Annotated in this window: 16 protein-coding genes and 1 other RNA gene; 8 read left to right on the forward strand and 9 right to left on the reverse strand. The window is 61.4% G+C overall.

Features of this window, described 5'->3' with window-relative positions; translation table 11 throughout:
• Positions 1 to 116: 116 nt before the first annotated feature.
• The 8 genes from gcvH to ACCC96_RS29600 form a co-directional block, all read right to left on the reverse strand.
• Entirely contained in the window at positions 117 to 500 is a 384-nt protein-coding gene (gene gcvH, locus ACCC96_RS29565; RefSeq protein WP_018927591.1) for a glycine cleavage system protein GcvH, read from the reverse strand.
• Positions 501 to 550: 50 nt separating this feature from the next.
• On the reverse strand, positions 551 to 1,633 hold the full coding sequence (gene gcvT, locus ACCC96_RS29570) for a glycine cleavage system aminomethyltransferase GcvT (RefSeq protein ID WP_413697668.1): 1,083 nt from the start codon (positions 1,631 to 1,633) through the stop codon (positions 551 to 553).
• A gap of 316 nt (positions 1,634 to 1,949) precedes the next feature.
• Positions 1,950 to 3,566, reverse strand: a complete 1,617-nt coding sequence (locus ACCC96_RS29575; RefSeq protein ID WP_413697669.1) for an ABC transporter permease — start codon at positions 3,564 to 3,566, stop codon at positions 1,950 to 1,952.
• A 140-nt stretch (positions 3,567 to 3,706) separates the two neighbouring features.
• Positions 3,707 to 4,711 carry an extracellular solute-binding protein gene (locus ACCC96_RS29580; RefSeq protein ID WP_258671564.1) on the reverse strand — a complete coding sequence of 335 codons (1,005 nt, stop codon included), beginning with the start codon at positions 4,709 to 4,711 and terminating at the stop codon, positions 3,707 to 3,709.
• Positions 4,712 to 4,843: 132 nt separating this feature from the next.
• Positions 4,844 to 6,061 carry a 2-octaprenyl-3-methyl-6-methoxy-1,4-benzoquinol hydroxylase gene (locus tag ACCC96_RS29585; RefSeq protein WP_413697674.1) on the reverse strand — a complete coding sequence of 406 codons (1,218 nt, stop codon included), beginning with the start codon at positions 6,059 to 6,061 and terminating at the stop codon, positions 4,844 to 4,846.
• A 115-nt stretch (positions 6,062 to 6,176) separates the two neighbouring features.
• Entirely contained in the window at positions 6,177 to 7,364 is a 1,188-nt protein-coding gene (gene ubiH, locus ACCC96_RS29590) for a 2-octaprenyl-6-methoxyphenyl hydroxylase (protein ID WP_413697670.1), read from the reverse strand.
• Complete coding sequence (gene pepP, locus ACCC96_RS29595; protein WP_258671565.1) at positions 7,361 to 8,695, reverse strand: Xaa-Pro aminopeptidase; 1,335 nt, start codon at positions 8,693 to 8,695, stop codon at positions 7,361 to 7,363. Before pepP ends, ubiH begins: the two co-directional genes overlap by 4 nt.
• Positions 8,696 to 8,722: 27 nt before the next feature.
• A complete protein-coding gene (locus ACCC96_RS29600; RefSeq protein ID WP_007940361.1) occupies positions 8,723 to 9,277 on the reverse strand; it encodes a YecA family protein in 555 nt (184 codons plus the stop codon).
• 125 nt (positions 9,278 to 9,402) lie between these two features.
• Between ACCC96_RS29600 and ACCC96_RS29605 the strand changes: the two genes are divergently transcribed.
• From ACCC96_RS29605 to ACCC96_RS29620, 4 genes are all read left to right on the forward strand, one after another.
• Positions 9,403 to 9,612 carry a TIGR02449 family protein gene (locus tag ACCC96_RS29605; protein ID WP_007940359.1) on the forward strand — a complete coding sequence of 70 codons (210 nt, stop codon included), beginning with the start codon at positions 9,403 to 9,405 and terminating at the stop codon, positions 9,610 to 9,612.
• The gene (locus ACCC96_RS29610; protein WP_018927584.1) at positions 9,609 to 9,926 is read left to right on the forward strand and encodes a cell division protein ZapA; all 318 of its coding nucleotides are present in this window, start codon (positions 9,609 to 9,611) and stop codon (positions 9,924 to 9,926) included. Before ACCC96_RS29605 ends, ACCC96_RS29610 begins: the two co-directional genes overlap by 4 nt.
• Before the next feature lie 30 nt (positions 9,927 to 9,956).
• Positions 9,957 to 10,135: non-coding RNA, 6S RNA (gene ssrS / locus ACCC96_RS29615), on the forward strand.
• Between the two features lie 87 nt (positions 10,136 to 10,222).
• The gene (locus tag ACCC96_RS29620; RefSeq protein WP_019650153.1) at positions 10,223 to 10,828 is read left to right on the forward strand and encodes a 5-formyltetrahydrofolate cyclo-ligase; all 606 of its coding nucleotides are present in this window, start codon (positions 10,223 to 10,225) and stop codon (positions 10,826 to 10,828) included.
• Positions 10,829 to 10,863: 35 nt separating this feature from the next.
• On the opposite strand, the gene ACCC96_RS29625 is transcribed toward ACCC96_RS29620, so the two are convergent.
• The gene (locus tag ACCC96_RS29625; RefSeq protein WP_018927582.1) at positions 10,864 to 11,013 is read right to left on the reverse strand and encodes a hypothetical protein; all 150 of its coding nucleotides are present in this window, start codon (positions 11,011 to 11,013) and stop codon (positions 10,864 to 10,866) included.
• 200 nt (positions 11,014 to 11,213) lie between these two features.
• On the opposite strand from ACCC96_RS29625, the gene ACCC96_RS29630 reads away from it, so the two are divergent.
• The 4 genes from ACCC96_RS29630 (at position 11,214) to ACCC96_RS29645 (ending at position 16,596) form a co-directional block, all read left to right on the forward strand.
• Positions 11,214 to 11,663 (forward strand): EVE domain-containing protein, encoded by a 450-nt coding sequence (locus ACCC96_RS29630; RefSeq protein ID WP_413697671.1) that lies wholly within the window; start codon positions 11,214 to 11,216, stop codon positions 11,661 to 11,663.
• 129 nt (positions 11,664 to 11,792) lie between these two features.
• The gene (locus tag ACCC96_RS29635) at positions 11,793 to 12,758 is read left to right on the forward strand and encodes an HlyD family secretion protein (protein WP_413697672.1); all 966 of its coding nucleotides are present in this window, start codon (positions 11,793 to 11,795) and stop codon (positions 12,756 to 12,758) included.
• Positions 12,755 to 15,478, forward strand: a complete 2,724-nt coding sequence (rbbA, locus tag ACCC96_RS29640) for a ribosome-associated ATPase/putative transporter RbbA (RefSeq protein ID WP_413697673.1) — start codon at positions 12,755 to 12,757, stop codon at positions 15,476 to 15,478. The genes ACCC96_RS29635 and rbbA overlap by 4 nt, the downstream gene beginning before the upstream one ends.
• The gene (locus tag ACCC96_RS29645; protein ID WP_258612824.1) at positions 15,478 to 16,596 is read left to right on the forward strand and encodes an ABC transporter permease; all 1,119 of its coding nucleotides are present in this window, start codon (positions 15,478 to 15,480) and stop codon (positions 16,594 to 16,596) included. Before rbbA ends, ACCC96_RS29645 begins: the two co-directional genes overlap by 1 nt.
• Positions 16,597 to 16,683 lie beyond the last annotated feature (87 nt).

Genomic DNA, 16,683 nt, shown 5'->3' on the forward strand with positions numbered 1-16,683 from the left:
CCCCCCACCACACCTAACACCTCCCTTCTCCCCCCCCCGCCTCCGTCGTGTTTTTTTTATTTAAAAAACAAAAACCACCCGCCCCGCCCCCCGCCCAAGCTCCTACGGGGCGAGCATTATTCGCCGATGGCGGCCTTGTAGGCCATCGGGTCGAGCAGCTTGTCCAGCTCAGAGGTATCGCTTGGCTCCAGCTTGAAGAACCAGCTGTCATAAGGCGCGCTGTTGACCAGTTCCGGGCTGTTGGCCAACTCTTCGTTGACCGCAATGACGGTACCGGAGACCGGCGAGTAGATATCCGACGCAGCCTTGACCGACTCGACGACACCCGCAGCCTCACCGGCAGCGAACACTTTGCCGATTTCCGGCAGCTCGACGAACACCACATCACCCAAGGCTTCCTGAGCATGGTCTGAAATACCCACTTTCACGCCGCCATCATGGTCTAGACGGGCCCATTCGTGACTTTCGGCAAAACGCAGGTCGACAGGGATTTCGCTCATGTTCTGTGTCCTCAAGAAAAATGTCGGCGGTCGTTGCCCGCCAAAAAAGGTTAGATCAAGGTTTTGCCATGGCGTACGAAGGTCGGCTTGACCACTCGAACCGGGTACCACTTGCCACGGATTTCCACTTCAGCGCGGTCGGCGGTGGCCGCCGGCACGCGCGCCAGTGCAATCGACTTGCTAAGCGTAGGAGAGAAACTACCACTGGTGATCTCCCCTTCGCCAACATCGGCGATGCGAACCACCTGATGCGCTCGCAAGACACCACGTTCTTCAAGGACCAGACCGACCAGTTTGTGCTGCACGCCAGCGGCCTGCTCGGCCTCCAGGGCGGTGCGGCCAAGGAACTGGCGCGTGGCCGGTTCCCAGGCAATGCTCCAGGCCATGTTGGAAGCCAATGGCGAAACGTCTTGATGAATATCCTGACCGTACAGGTTCATGCCGGCTTCGACCCGCAAGGTATCGCGCGCCCCGAGGCCGATCGGGGAAATGCCCGCGCCCACCAGATCGTTGAAGAAGCCCGGCGCCTGATCGGCCGGCAGTACGATTTCCAGACCGTCCTCACCGGTGTAACCGGTGCGGGCGATGAACCAGTCACCGTCGGCCTGACCTTCGAAAGGTTTGAGCTGCTGGATCAACGTAGCGCGGGACTGGGTCACCAGTTCGGCAATCTTGTGCCGGGCGTGAGGCCCTTGAATGGCCAGCATCGCCAGTTCGGAGCGCTCGTTGAGCCGCACATCGAAGTCGCCGAGATGAGCCTGCATCCAGGCCAGGTCCTGATTGCGGGTGGAGGCGTTGACCACCAGCCGATATCCGTCATCGAGGCGATAGACGATCATGTCGTCGACGATACCGCCGTGCTCGTTGAGCATGGCGCTGTACAAGGCACGGCCGGGGCTGTGCAGGCGCTCGACGTCGTTGGCCAGCAAATATTGCAGCCAGGCCTTGGCCTGGGGGCCGTCGACATCGATCACGGTCATATGGGATACATCGAAAACCCCGCAATCGCGGCGCACCTGATGGTGTTCCTCGACCTGCGAGCCGTAATGCAGAGGCATATCCCAACCGCCAAAATCGACCATCTTCGCGCCGAGGGCGAGATGAAGGTCATACAGAGGCGTGCGCTGTCCCATGGGTTTCTCCTTCCGGGCGTGGCGAAGGTGCGGACAGCCGCTGTACGGGGTGAAATGCCTTGGAATAAAGGCTTTCAGCCGATTTCAGCAACCCGGTCTGAAAGACGGACCGCACCGAATGCCGCGCATTGTAGCCGCAAGGTGTAGGACTGGCACAGCGCCCTGTCTCACGAATCACTGTCCCGTTTTGACGGCGCCTGTTATTGCCATGCTGCGTTGCCGTTCCTCGCCATAGCGAGCTATGACTCGTCACGGCGCCTTGCCTGGCAATAACAGTCACTCGTCAAACTCGGGACGGATTCGCGAGACAGGGCGCCTAGGTGTTTCGATGCGCCGACCTTCTGATTAATCCGATGACCGGCAACAGCCCGACCAGAACCAGGGTCAGTGCCGGCAACGAGGCCCTGGCCCACTCGCCTTCGCTGGTCATTTCAAAGATCCGCACCGCCAGCGTGTCCCAGCCGAACGGGCGCATCAGCAGGGTCGCGGGCATTTCCTTGAGCACGTCGACGAACACCAGCAACGCAGCGCTCAACGTGCCCGGAAGCAGCAGCGGCAGATACACTTTGAAAAACAGTCGTGGCCCACTGACGCCAAGGCTACGTGCTGCTTCGGGCAAAGAGGGCCGTATTCGCGCCAGGCTGCTTTCCAGCGGCCCGTAAGCCACGGCGATGAATCGCACCAGATAGGCCAGCAACAACGCCGACAGACTGCCCAGCAGCAACGGTTTGCCCGCGCCGCCAAGCCAGCCCGACAGCGGAATCACCAGTTCGCGATCCAGATAACTGAACGCCAGCATGATCGACACCGCCAATACCGAGCCCGGCAGTGCGTAGCCGAGGTTGGCCAGGCTGATGCCGGAACGGATCGCCCGGGTCGGTGCCAATCGACGGGCGAAGGCCAGCAGCAGCGCGACGCTGACAGTAATCAACGCCGCCATGCCGCCCAGGTACAGGGTGTGCACGATCAGCCCGGCATACCGCTCGTCCAGATCGAAGCGCCCGCGTTGCCAGAACCACACCAGCAGTTGCAGCACGGGAATGACGAAGGCGCAGGCGAACACCAGACCACACCAGCTCATCGCCGCCAGCGCCTTGACCCCATGCAGGTGATACAGCGCCTTGACCCGCGGCCGTTCGTTGCCCGCCCGGTTGGCTCCCCGAGCCCGGCGCTCGCCATATAACACGACCATCACCACTAACAGCAGCAGGCTGGCCAGTTGCGCGGCGGTGGGGAGACTGAAAAAGCCGTACCAGGTCTTGTAGATGGCGGTGGTGAACGTATCGAAGTTGAACACCGACACCGCACCGAAATCCGCCAGGGTTTCCATCAGCGCCAACGCCACCCCCGCGCCGATCGCCGGGCGTGCCATGGGCAACGCCACTCGCCAGAACGCCTGCCACGGAGATTGCCCAAGGACTCGCGCCGCTTCCATCAGGCCTTTGCCCTGGGCCAGGAATGCGGTGCGCGCCAACAGGTAAACGTAGGGATAGAAAACCAGCACCAGCACCAGAATCACGCCGCCGGTGGAACGCACTCGCGGCAGCCTCAGACCACTGCCGAACCATTCGCGCAGCATGGTTTGCACCGGGCCGGCGAAATCCAGCAGGCCGACGAAGACGAAGGCCAGCACGTAGGCAGGAATCGCGAACGGCAGCATCAGCGCCCAATCCAGCCACCGCCGCCCCGGGAACTCACAGAGGCTGGTGAGCCAGGCCAGGCTGACGCCCAACAGCGTCACGCCGATGCCAACGCCGACGACCAGCGCGAGGGTATTGCCCAGCAGCCGCGGCATCTGCGTGTCCCACAGGTGGGACCAGATCTGCTGATCGATGGTTTGCCAGGAAAGAAGCAGGACGCTCAGGGGCAGCAGGACCAGCGCAGCGATGGCGAAGACCAGGGGATACCAGCGGCGTTGGGCGGGGTGGGCCAAGGAAAAGCTCTCGAGTAAATCAACGAAGTGTATGCAAACCGCAAAAAGATCGCAGCCTGCGGCAGCTCCTACGTCGGGATGGTATTTACCCGGTGGGAGCTGCCGCAGGCTGCGATCTTTTGATCTTTAAAACAGCAGACTCAGTTCCAGCCGACCCGATCCATCATCCGAATCGCTTCAGCCTGACGCTTACCGGCGATTTCCACTGGCAAGGTATCGGCCACGAACTTGCCCCAGCTCGCGACTTCAGCCGAAGGCGGAACGGCAGGGTTGGCCGGGAACTCCTGGTTTATGTCAGCGAAAATCTTCTGCGCATCAGGTGTGGTCATCCACTCCACCAACGCCTTGGCGGCTTCCGGGTGCGGTGCGTGTTTGGTCAGGCCGATGCCCGACAGGTTGACGTGCACGCCACGGTCGCCCTGATTCGGCCAGAACAGTTTCACCGGCAGGTCCGGCTTCTGCTTGTGCAGACGGCCATAGTAGTAAGTGTTGACGATGCCGACGTCGCACTGACCGGCATTGATCGCTTCCAGCACGGCGATGTCGTCGGAGAACACGTCGGTGGACAGGTTGTTGACCCAGCCTTTGAGGATCTTCTCGGTTTTCTCGGCGCCATGGACTTCGATCATCGTGGCGGTCAGCGACTGGTTGTAGACCTTCTTCGCCGTGCGCAGGCACAGGCGGCCTTCCCACTGTTTGTCGGCCAGCGCCTCGTAAGTGGTCAGCTCACCGGGTTTCACCCGGTCGGTGGAGTAGGCGATGGTCCGCGCCCGCAGGCTCAGGCCAGTCCAGGCATGGGAGGATGCGCGGTATTGCAGCGGGATGTTGGCGTCGATCACCTTGGAGGTGAACGGCTGGAGGATGCCCATCTGCTCGGCCTGCCAGAGGTTGCCGGCATCGACGGTCAGCAGCAGGTCGGCGGTGGCGTTTTCGCCCTCGGCCTTGATCCGCTGCATCAACGGCGCTTCCTTGTCGGTGATGAACTTCACCTGTACGCCGGTTTTCTGGGTGTAGGCATCGAAGACCGGTTTGATCAGCTCATCGATACGCGAGGAGTAAACCACCACCGCGTCGGCAGCCTGGGCGGCGGTGCTGCCTATCAGGGTCAGGGCCAGTGCGGTCAGTAGACGCTTGGGTGCCAACATGGAAGCGGTCTCTCGAAATGGGGAAGTGAGCCCAAATGATAAGGACTCACATTTCGCTTCTCAATCGAACACTGGGTGGAGGAGTTACCAGATGTTGCACAATCGAATGAATGACAATGTGGCGAGGGGGCTTCAGGCCTTGGCCAACGCTGGCAAATCCCCAATCAACCCAAGCGCTTCGCGCACGAACAACGCCTTGGCCTCGGGCATCTGGTCGACCATCTTCAACCCGGTATTGCGCAACCAGCGCACCGGTAACGGATCGGCCTGGAACAGCCGTTCGAACCCTTCCATCGCCGCCATCAACGCCAGGTTATGGGGCATGCGCCGACGCTCATAGCGACTGAGCACTTTCACATCCGCCAATCGCTCACCGCGCGCGGCCGCTTGCAGCAGCACTTCGGCCAGCACTGCGGCATCGAGGAAACCGAGGTTCACGCCCTGCCCGGCCAGCGGATGGATGGTGTGGGCCGCGTCGCCGATCAGCGCCAGGCCTTCTGCCACGTAACGCTTGGCATGACGCTGACGCAGCGGCACGCACAGACGCGGGTCGGCGCTGAGCACCGTGCCGAGACAGCCTTCAAAGGCCCGCTCCAGCTCCTTGCAGAAGATTTCGTCGTCCAGCGCCATCAGACGTTCGGCTTCGCTCGGCGTGGTCGACCAGACAATCGAGCACCAATCCTGCTGACCGTCACGTTCCAGCGGTAGAAACGCCAGCGGGCCGTTGTCGGTGAAACGCTGCCACGCGGTCATTTGATGCGGTTTGGAACAGCGCACACTGGTGACGATCGCGTGGTGCATGTAATCCCATTCGCGGGTCGCAACGCCGGTCAGGCGCCGCACCGCCGAGTTGGCGCCATCCGCCGCGATCACCAACGGTGCCCGCAAGGTGCGGCCATCGGCCAGGGTCAGCAGCCAATCGTCACCGGAACGGCGCATCTGCTCCAGACGCGCATTGGCCAGCATCCCGAGGTCGCAGTCGTGCAGCCGGTCGAGCAAGGCGTCCTGAACCACACGGTTCTCGACGATATGCCCAAGCACGTCGGCATGTACGCTGGTCGCCGAGAAATGGATTTTCCCAGTGCCGCTGCCGTCCCAGACGTGCATGTCGGTGTAGGGGCTGCTGCGCCGGTTGGCGATGCCGTCCCACACGCCCAGGCGTTCGAGTATTCGCTGGCTGGCCGCCGACAGGGCACTCACCCGCGGCTCGAACGGCGCCTGGCCGTCGAAGGGTTTGACGCTCAAAGGGCTGCCGTCCAGCAGCAGGACTTCAAGCCCGCTGTTTTGTAACGCCAGCGCCAGGGCACTGCCGACCATTCCGGCCCCGACAATCAGCAGATCTGCGCGCATTTCCATGCTTTAGGCCTGTCTCGCTTGCGGCTTGAGCCGCAGGTAAAGGGTTCTCTCGACGCGCGTCACCGAAGTGCTCGCGTCGTCATGAATATTGATGTGCAGGTGCGCCCGCTTAAACATCGGGACGCGTGCCCAGGCCCATGGCCTGCCGGGCGAACCAGCGCTTGGCCGGCGGCAGCAGATCGAGACCGAGCAGGCCGATGTTGCGCCCCAGGGAAACCAGCGGCTGGGTGCTGCCGAACAACCGGGTGACCTGATCGGAGAAGCCCACGGTCAGGTTCTGGTCCAGACGCTGGCGCTCGCGATAAGCCTGCAAGGTCGCAAAGTCGCCGAGCGCGGTCTCGCTGCTCAATAAGGTGTCAGCCAAAGCCTGGGCATCGCGCAGGGACAGGTTGAAGCCTTGTCCGGCAATCGGGTGCAGGCTGTGCGCGGCGTTGCCGAGGATCGCCAGATGCGGGCGGACTTGCTCCTCGGCTTCGATCAGCGACAGCGGATACAAATTGCGGGCGCCAACCTGTTTCAGCGTGCCGAGGCGATAACCGAACACGCCCTGCAGCTCGCTGAGAAAGCTGCGGTCATCAAGGGCCGCCAGCCGTTGCGCGTCCATGCCCAGACGGGTCCAGACCAGGGCGCAGCGGTTTTCCGGCAGCGGCAACAAAGCCATTGGGCCGTCGTCAGTGAAGCGTTCGAAGGCCATGCCGTTGTGCGCTTCGCTCGGAGTGATGTTGGCGATCAGCGCGCTCTGGTTGTACGGGCGCGTCTTGACGCCGATCCCCAGCTGTTCACGCAGGCCCGAACGGCCGCCATCGGCCAACACCGCGAGGTCGCATTCCACCAGGGTTTCATCGTTGAGCGTCAGGCGATAGCCGTCGGTCAGCGGTTCCATGGCGGTGACTTCCGCCGGGCAACGCCAACTGATCACGTCCTTGTCCAGGCTGTGCCAGAGGCATTGGCCGAGCCAGGCGTTTTCCGCCACATAACCCAGTGCTGGAACGCCCTCTTCCATCGCCGACAACCGCGCGGTGGAAAAACGCCCACGGTCGGAGACATGAATCTGCTTGATCGGCTCGGCGCGGCGGGAGATTTCCTGCCACACGCCCAGCCGTTGATAAATCTGCCGGGCGCCGAACGACAACGCCGAAGAGCGAGCGTCATAGCTCGGTTGGTACGTATCGCCGGGGGCAAAGGGTTCGATCAGCACGATCTTCCAGCCACGGGCCTTGGCCCCGGCCTGCAACGCCAACGCAAGGCTGGCGCCAACCAGGCCACCGCCGATGATTGCCAGATTGACTCGACTCATGCCGCTTGTGTCCGTGCGGCGGCCATCAAGTCCTCGATCTCGGCGACCGTTTTCGGCACGCCGCTCGTCAGGATTTCACAACCGGTTTTGGTGACCACCACGTCGTCCTCGATGCGCACGCCAATGCCGCGCCATTTCTTCGCTACGTTCTGGTTGTCCGGGGCAATGTAGATGCCCGGCTCGACCGTCAGCGCCATGCCGACTTCCAGCACGCGCCATTCACCGCCGACCTTGTACTCGCCGACATCATGCACATCCATGCCCAGCCAGTGGCCGGCGCGGTGCATGTAAAACGCCTTGTAGGCTTCGCTGGCGATCAGTTCATCGACCTCGCCCTGCAACAGGCCCAACTTCACAAGGCCCGTGGTAATGACTCGAACCGTGGCTTCGTGCGCCTGATTCCAGTGTTTGTTCGGTGCGATTTCGGCAAACGCCGCTTCCTGGGAAGCCAGCACCAGCTCGTAGATCGCCTTCTGTTCCGGTGAATACTTGCCGTTGACCGGCCAGGTGCGGGTGATGTCGCTGGCATAGCAGTCGATCTCGCAACCAGCATCGATCAGCACCAGATCGCCGTCTTTGAGCACCGCGTCATTCTGCTGGTAATGCAGGATGCAGCTGTTGCGCCCGGCGGCGACGATCGAACCGTAGGCCGGCATCTTCGCCCCGCCCTTGCGGAATTCGTAATCGAGCTCGGCTTCGAGGCTGAACTCATGCAAACCGGCACGGCTGGCCTGCATCGCCCGAATATGCGCCTGGGCGGAAATCCGCGCGGCTTCGCGCATCACCTTCACTTCTGCCGCCGATTTATACAGGCGCATGTCGTGCAACAGATGATCCAGGGCAACGAATTCGTTCGGCGGCTGGGCACCGAGATTCGCCTTGGAGCGGATCACGTTGATCCAGTCCATCAGGTGTCGATCGAATTCCGGGTTGCTGCCCATGGCCGAATACACCCGGTCGCGGCCTTCGATCAGGCCCGGCAGGATGTCGTCGATGTCGGTAATGGGGAAAGCGTCGTCGGCGCCGAAGTCGCGGATCGCGCCTTCCTGGCCGGCGCGCAGGCCGTCCCACAGCTCGCGCTCGGCATTGCGCTCACGGCAGAACAGGATGTACTCGCCATGTTCGCGACCGGGAATCAAAACGATAACGGCCTGAGGCTCGGGAAAGCCGCTGAGGTACTGGAAGTCGCTGTCCTGACGGTAAACGTGCTCGACGTCACGGTTGCGAATGGCAACCGCGGCGGCGGGCAGAATGGCGATGCTGTTGGGTTCCATCTGCGCCATCAAGGCCTTGCGGCGACGGCTGTATTCCGATTTCGGGATATGAATCATGGGCAGATGGCTTTTCCTGGCTCGCGATTAATGCAACGACGGTTTGGCGGCTGCTTCGTCGGTTTTCTTGGTTTCAGTGAACAGCAGCAACGGTGCGACGCGCAGGTACTCCATGACTTCCATGTAGTCGCTTTCGCCGTCGTCGGACTCTTCCAGGGCGTCTTGCACCTGAGAAATGGCGGCCAGATCCTGCAGCACTTCAGTCGCTTCAGCGCTGAGGGCATATTCGCGACGGGTCAGGCCGAAGCCAGTGAGGAAGCCCTGGCACCACTGGCCCAGCGCGGCTGCGCGCTCGGTGAGCGGCGCGTCGTCGCTCGGCAGCAGCAGAACAACGGTCATGTCGTCGCTGGTAAGCTCGCCCTTGACCATCTCTTGCAGGCCGATCAAGGCGTTGCGAACGTTGTCTTGCGGCTCGCCTTCGAGCAGCTCGGCGGCGTCTGCCAGCCAGCTGTCGGCATCGAAACCGGCACCGGCGCAGCTACGGCCGAGCAGCAGGCCGTGCAACTCGGCAGGCGAGACGGGATGGCCGCTGGTACTCAGCAGGGTGGCGAAGGCTTGGTACGGAGAATTCTGAATGGGCATGGGTAGCTAGGCGCCAGACGGCGCTATGTCTAGAATGAAGGCCTTGTATCCTACATCGACAGACTCGCCAAGACTATTAAAGGCTGTCCGCCAGCTACCTCCCATCAGACGAACACGTGGACACAATGGAAGACACCGACCTGCAAGCGCTGATGGCCAGACTCGAGCTGCTGATTACCCGAGTCGAGCAACTAAAGAGTCAAAACGCACTCTTACTAGCTCAAGAAAAGACCTGGCGCGAGGAACGCGCGCACCTCATTGAAAAAAATGAAATCGCCCGGCGTAAGGTCGAATCGATGATTTCGCGCCTCAAGGCCCTGGAGCAAGACTCATGAGTTCAAGCAATAGCGTTACCGTGCAGATCCTCGACAAAGAATATTCGATCATCTGCCCCCAGGAAGAGCGCAGCAACCTGATCAGCGCTGCCCGCTACCTGGACGGCAAGATGCGCGAGATCCGCAGCAGCGGCAAAGTCATCGGCGCCGACCGCATTGCCGTGATGGCCGCGCTGAACATCACGCACGATCTTCTGCACAAGGAAGAACGTCCGGATGTGCAGGCCAGCGGTTCGACCCGGGAACAGGTTCGCGACCTGCTGGACCGCGTCGATCTGGCGCTGTCGACCGATCCGGATGTCACCAAGGGCTGATTCGCCTGGCCGCTTGAGTTATACTCGCATCACTCCCTGGGGTGCTTGCCAGTTGACCACGTCCCTGAGCCGATTCGCACTACCCTGGAGGTTGCATGTTGGGCTGGTGTGCATGTCCGCTAGACGGAAAGCCTTAAAGCCTACTGCATCTTCCACCTTGAACTTTCGGGTTCAAGGGCTAAGTCAGCAGCGGTTCATCCGGGGAGCCTGATTTCAATCCGATGCCGGTTTTCATACCGGCATCGGCATGTTTACGGGTACGCTTTTAGTACTCGCACTTTCTGAAGCCTGAATCCATGACCGAACCTGCGCTGCTGCCCCGACCGCAACTTCGACGCATGCTGCGCAAGGCCCGCCGCGCACTGACCCCCTGTCAGCAACGCGAAGCCGCTCGCGGGCTGTATAAGCAATTGGCCCAGCACCCACTGTTTCGCCGCGCAAAACACATCTCCCTGTACCTGCCCACCGACGGTGAAATCGACCCGCGCCTGCTGATGCGTGCCGCGCAACGTCGGGGCAAGGCCACGTACCTGCCGGTACTCAGCGCCTGGCCGCGAACCAAAATGGTGTTCCAGCGGATTCGTCCCGGCGAAAAACTCAAACCCAACCGTTTCCGAATTCCCGAACCACGGGCCAATATCGCCCGGCAACGCAAGGTCTGGGCGCTGGATCTGGTGTTGCTGCCGTTGGTGGGGTTTGACGATGTCGGCGGACGCCTGGGTATGGGCGGCGGCTTCTACGACCGAAGCCTGGCGTACCTGGCGCGTCGCAAGAACTGGCGCAAGCCGACGCTGCTGGGCTTGGCCCATGAATGTCAGAAGGTTCAACGATTGGCTCAGGCGAGCTGGGATGTACCGTTGCAGGGCACGGTCACTGACAAGGCGTGGTATTTCGCGGACTAGACGCCACTGATATCAGCGGCGCCTAAAAGACAGGTTCAGCGCTTGAAGGCCGACGGCTGTTGCTGCGCGATCTCGACGGGAGCATCGGGTTTGTTGTTCCACAGGCTTTGGGCATAGCCGGTGGTCACGACACCAAGGCCGAATAAAATAACCAAAATCCATAGTAAATCCGGTTTGCGTTTCATCGACTGCCCCCCAAAGGCACATCAACACGATGACAGCAGCGGTTTCCGTTGTAGGTGTAGGCCGTGCAGCAGCGTCAAGCTAAGAAGGCCGGCATTTTGCGACAACGTGAACCGACACGCAAACGCTGGCGTCAACCGACTGTCGGTTTGTCATAAAATTGCCTGACCACTTGCCCACCCACCTCGCAAGGAGCAAAACCATGGCTTATTGGCTGATGAAATCCGAGCCCGACGAACTCTCCATCAAAGACCTGGAGAAGCTTGGCCGAGCGCGCTGGGACGGGGTTCGCAACTACCAGGCGCGCAACTTTTTACGGGCCATGGCAGTGGACGACGAATTTTTCTTCTATCACTCCAGTTGCCCTGAGCCTGGGATTGCCGGGATCGGAAAGATCGTCGAGGCAGCGTATCCGGACCCGACAGCGCTGGAGCCCGAGAGTCATTACTTCGATCCGAAGGCCACTGCCGAGAAAAACGCCTGGAGCGCGATCGATGTCGCTCACGTCGAAACGTTTTCCAAGGTGCTGAAGCTCGATTATCTGAAACAGCAAACGGCGCTGGCCGAAATGCCATTGGTGCAGAAAGGCTCGCGACTGTCGGTGATGCCGGTGACAGCCGAGCAATGGGCGGCGGTGCTTGGTCTGCGCTAAATAATGCACAACCGCCGGTTACGCAGGCTTACCTTGCCAACCGGTCAAGCTTGTCCCTCAGTTGACTAACATCAAGGTGCTCAGGCGCGTTCCTGTCAGACTGGAACGCTATAGACGCAGGATGCCGACATGTCGACGCACAGCCGTTCTTCGCTTTTCTTTGTTTTTTTACTGGGGGCTGTATTGCTGGCCGCCGGAGGGTTTGGTTATTGGCGGTCGACCGTTAACCGACTGCCCCAAGGGTTGTCTATCGGCAATGGTCGACTTGAAGCCACTGAAGTGCAGATCGCCAGCAAAACACCCGGTCGATTGGCTGAAGTGCTGGTGGACGAAGGCGACAAGGTAACCCAGGGGCAACTGCTGGCCCGCATGGACACCCGTACCCTCGAAGCCCAGCGCAACCAGGCTGAAGCCGAAGTGATACGCGCCCGGGAAAATCTTTCCGCGGCCCAGGCCAATGTGAAACTGCGCCAGAGCGAGCAACTGCTTGCCCAGCAAGAGCTCAAGCGCTCCCAGGCGTTGTTCAATCGCGGTTTCGCCAGCGGCCAGATCATCGACCAACAGCAGTCACGCTTCGACACCGCCAACGCAGCTGTTACTGCGGCCCGCGCCCAGGTGTCCGCCGTCGGCGCAGCCATTGGCGCTGCACAGGCGCAAGTGGCTCAGTTAAACAGCGAAATCGACGACAGCAGCTTGCGAGCCCCCATCGACGGGATCATTCAGCTTCGCATGGCCGAACCCGGGGAAGTGCTCGGCGCTGGAGGGCGAGTGTTGCTGCTGATTGACCCGAATGACCAATACATGAATCTCTATCTTGCAGCATCCGTCGCCGGACGCCTGGCAGTCGGCGATGAAGCGCGGATCCTGCTGGACGCCCTGCCCGACCAGCCACTGCCGGCAAAAATCAGCTTCGTGGCGGCCAAATCGCAGTTCACGCCCAAAGAAGTCGAGACACGCGACGAACGTCAGAAACTGGTGTTTCGGGTCAAGCTACGCCTGACCCGTCCCAGCGCCGTGCCCCAGGCCAAACCGGGGATGCCCGGCAATGGCTATGTGCGCACCGCTCCCATTGACTGGCCGGCCAATCTTCAATGACCGGCCTGGCACTGCATGCCACTCGTCTTCAGCACCGCTATGGCGAACGGCATGCGCTGACTGACATCACGCTCAGTCTGCCCACTGGTACCCGGTGTGGGTTGATTGGCCCGGATGGCGCCGGCAAATCCAGCCTGCTGGGATTGATCGCCGGCGTGAAGACGCTACAGGAGGGCCAACTGGAGGTGCTCGGTGACTCGATCCAGGACCGGCGCCACCGCAACAGCCTCTACTCGCGCATCGCGTTCATGCCTCAAGGTCTGGGCGGCAACCTGTACCCTGATCTGTCGATCCGCGAGAACATTCACTTCTTCGCCACGCTGTTCGGGCTGTCCGCGGCCGAAAGCGATCAGCGCATGCACAGCCTGCTGCTGGCCACCGATCTACTGCGATTTGCCGAGCGCCCGGCCGGCAAGCTGTCGGGCGGAATGAAACAGAAGCTCGGCCTCTGTTGCGCACTGATCCACGAGCCGGATTTGTTGATCCTCGATGAGCCGACCACTGGCGTCGACCCTTTGTCCCGACGGCATTTCTGGGCGTTGATCGATGATGTTCGGCGCCAACGCCCGCAACTGACGCTACTGGTCGCCACCGCGTACATGGAAGAGGCCGAGCAGTTCGAACATTGCCTGATGCTCGACGGCGGCAAACTGATCGCCGCCGGTTTGAGCCGCGATCTGGCGGCGGTAACCACCAGCGGCAAGCTCGATGAAGCCTTCACCCACTTTCAGGGTGACACCGGCCACGACAACCAGCCGCTAGTGATCCCTCCCCGAACCAATGCTACGGCCGACATTGCTATCCAAGCCCATGACCTGACCCTGCGCTTCGGCGATTTCACCGCTGTGGATAAAGTCAGCTTCGCCATCGGCCGCGGCGAGATCTTCGGGTTTCTGGGCTCCAACGGCTGCGGCAAAACCACCACCATGAAAGTGCTTACCGGACTGATTCCGGCCAGCGAAGGCAGTGCCACGCTGCTGGGCAACCCAGTGAACGCCAAGGATCTGGCCACCCGCAAGCGCGTCGGCTTCATGTCTCAGAGCTTCTCGCTCTATGGCGAGCTCAGTGTGCGGCAGAACCTGGACCTGCATGCGCGACTGTTCGATCTGCCCCAGGCTGACAGCACTCAGCGCATCGACGAATTGATCCAGCGCTTCAGCCTGGCCAGCGTCGCCCATCAGCCGTCCGGTGCATTGCCGCTGGGTCTGCGTCAACGATTATCCCTGGCGGTGGCGGTGCTGCATCGCCCGGAAGTGCTGATCCTCGACGAACCTACCTCCGGCGTCGACCCGGCGGCGCGGGACGATTTCTGGCGACTGCTGATCGAACTGTCCCGTGAACAGGACGTGACGATCTTCCTGTCCACCCATTTCATGAACGAGGCCCAACGTTGCGACCGCATCTCATTGATGCACGCAGGCAAGGTTTTGGCCTGCGACACCCCGGCAGCACTGCAACAGCAGTTCAACGGCCAGACACTTGAGGCCGCGTTCGTCACCTGCCTGGAACAGGCCCAGAGCCCGGTCGCGACAGAGACGCCACCAACGCCCATCGACACAACGCTCGCACCCACCCCATCGATGAAAGACCGTCGCTTCAGCTTTGGGCGACTGCGGGCATTGGCGAGCCGTGAAGGCAAGGAACTGCTGCGCGATAGGGTACGCCTGGCCTTCGCGCTGCTCGGGGCGATGCTCATGATGGTGATTTTCGGCTATGGCATTTCCCTGGACGTGGAGAAACTCGCCTTCGCGGTCTACGACCAGGACCAGACCCCGCAAAGCCGGGCCTATCTGGAGGCCTTCCGCGGCTCCCGTTACTTCGACGAGCAACCCCCGATAAGCGATCCGGCGCAGTTGCATCGACGACTGCAGCGCTCGGAAATCAAACTGGCGCTGGAGATTCCCCCCGGATTCGGTCGGGATCTGTTCGCCGGTCGCCAGCCTACGGTGGCGGCCTGGCTCGACGGCGGTATGCCGTTTCGCGCTGAAACCAGCCGCAACTATGTGGAAGCGGTACACCAGGCCAACCTGGAGCAACTGGCGGATCAGTCCAGTCCCGCACCACCCCGGCAAGCGCCAGCCAGACTGGAAACCCGTTTCCGCTACAACCAGGATGTCGTCAGCGTCAACGCCATCGGCCCTGGAGTGATGGCGCTGATCCTGGCGTTCATCCCGGCCATGCTGACTGCGCTGGGCATTGTGCGGGAGAAGGAACTGGGCTCGATCACCAACTTCTACGCCACACCGCTGACCCGCCTGGAGTTCCTGTTAGGTAAACAGGTGCCGTATCTGGCCGTCAGCCTGATCAATCTCGCCGTGCTGACAGCCATGAACCGCTGGCTGTTCGGCGTGCCTTTCAAGGGCAGCGCATTGACCCTGGCCTTCGGCGGATTGCTCTACGTGCTGGCGACTACCAGCATGGGCCTGTTGATTTCGGCGTTCACCCGAACCCAGATCGCCGCGATTCTCGGCACCATGATCATCACCAGTCTGCCGACCATCCAGTTTTCCGGTCTGATCGTGCCGCGGTCGTCCCTTGATGGCGCCGCCGCGGTCATGGGGATGCTGTTTCCGGCAGGCTATTTTCTCGATATCGCTGTCGGCACCTTCACCAAGGCGCTGGATATCCGGCAGTTGTGGCCACAATGCCTGGCACTGTTCGGGTTCTTTCTCGGGTTCACCGGGCTCAGCCTGGCCATGCTGAAAAAGCAGGAGGTCTGATGCATAAGCTTGCGCACATCCTGCGTCTTGGCCTCAAGGAACTCACCAGCCTGCGACATGACAGTGTATTGCTGCTGTTCCTGTTCTACGCCTTTACAGTGGCGATCTACATGCCGGCCGCGGGCTCAGTGATCGGTGTGCACAACGCCAGTGTGGCCATGGTCGATGAAGATCACAGCCCCATGTCACGCCAACTGGCCCAGGTTCTGCGGCCGCCGGAATTTCAACCGCCGGTGCCGCTGCCTTATGGTCAGCTGGACGAGGTGCTGGACAACGGGCGGTACACCTTCGTGATCAATGTTCCAGCCAATTTTCAGGCCGATCTGCTGGGCGGCCACCAGCCGGCGGTGCAGGTCAACGTCGACGCCACGGCCATGAGCCAGGCGTTCATGGGGGCAGGCTATATCGGGAGGATTTTCCAGCGCGAGCTGCTGACCTACAGTGGCCAGGGCGATGCGGCGAGCCAGACACCCGTGCGGCTGACAACACGAGCGCTGTTCAATACCAATCTGGAGGGTGGCTGGTTCCTGGCGGTGATTCAGATCGTCAACAACATCACGATACTGGCCATCATCCTGACCGGCACGGCGCTGCTGCGTGAACGCGAGCACGGCACCCTCGATCATTTGCTGGTGCTGCCGCTGACGGCACTGGAAATCATGCTGGCGAAAGTCTGGAGCAACATGCTGGTCGTGGTGCTGTGCACCTGGGTGTCGCTGGAAGTGATTGTCAAAGGCGCCCTTGGCGTGCCGCTGGCTGGCTCCATGAGCTTTTTCTTGCTGGTAACGGCGGTTTATCTGTTCGCCAGCACGGCGCTGGGGATATTCCTCGCGACCCTCGCCCGCTCGACACCGCAGTTCGGCTTGTTGGCGATTCCAGTGATTATCCCGATGTTGCTGCTCTCCGGGGGCAGTACGCCCCTCGACAGCATGCCGCAATGGCTGCAATGGGTGATGCAGGGCTCGCCATCGACACACTTCGTCAGCCTCAGCGCCGCGATACTGTTTCGCGACGCCGGCATCGGCGTGGTCTGGCCGGACTTGCTGGCATTAAGCGCCATCGGCCTGCTGTTCTTTACCATTGCACTGCTGCGGTTTCGCAAGAGCCTGGCGTCCTGAAGGGCCGAGTCGCGGGGGGCCGGCCCCCCCCCCCACGGGGCGCCCCCCCCCCCAAAAAACAAAAAAGAAAAATATGTTTTTTTTAAA

Source organism: Pseudomonas sp. Pseusp11, assembly GCF_047304405.1.
Taxonomy (GTDB): Bacteria; Pseudomonadota; Gammaproteobacteria; order Pseudomonadales; family Pseudomonadaceae; genus Aquipseudomonas.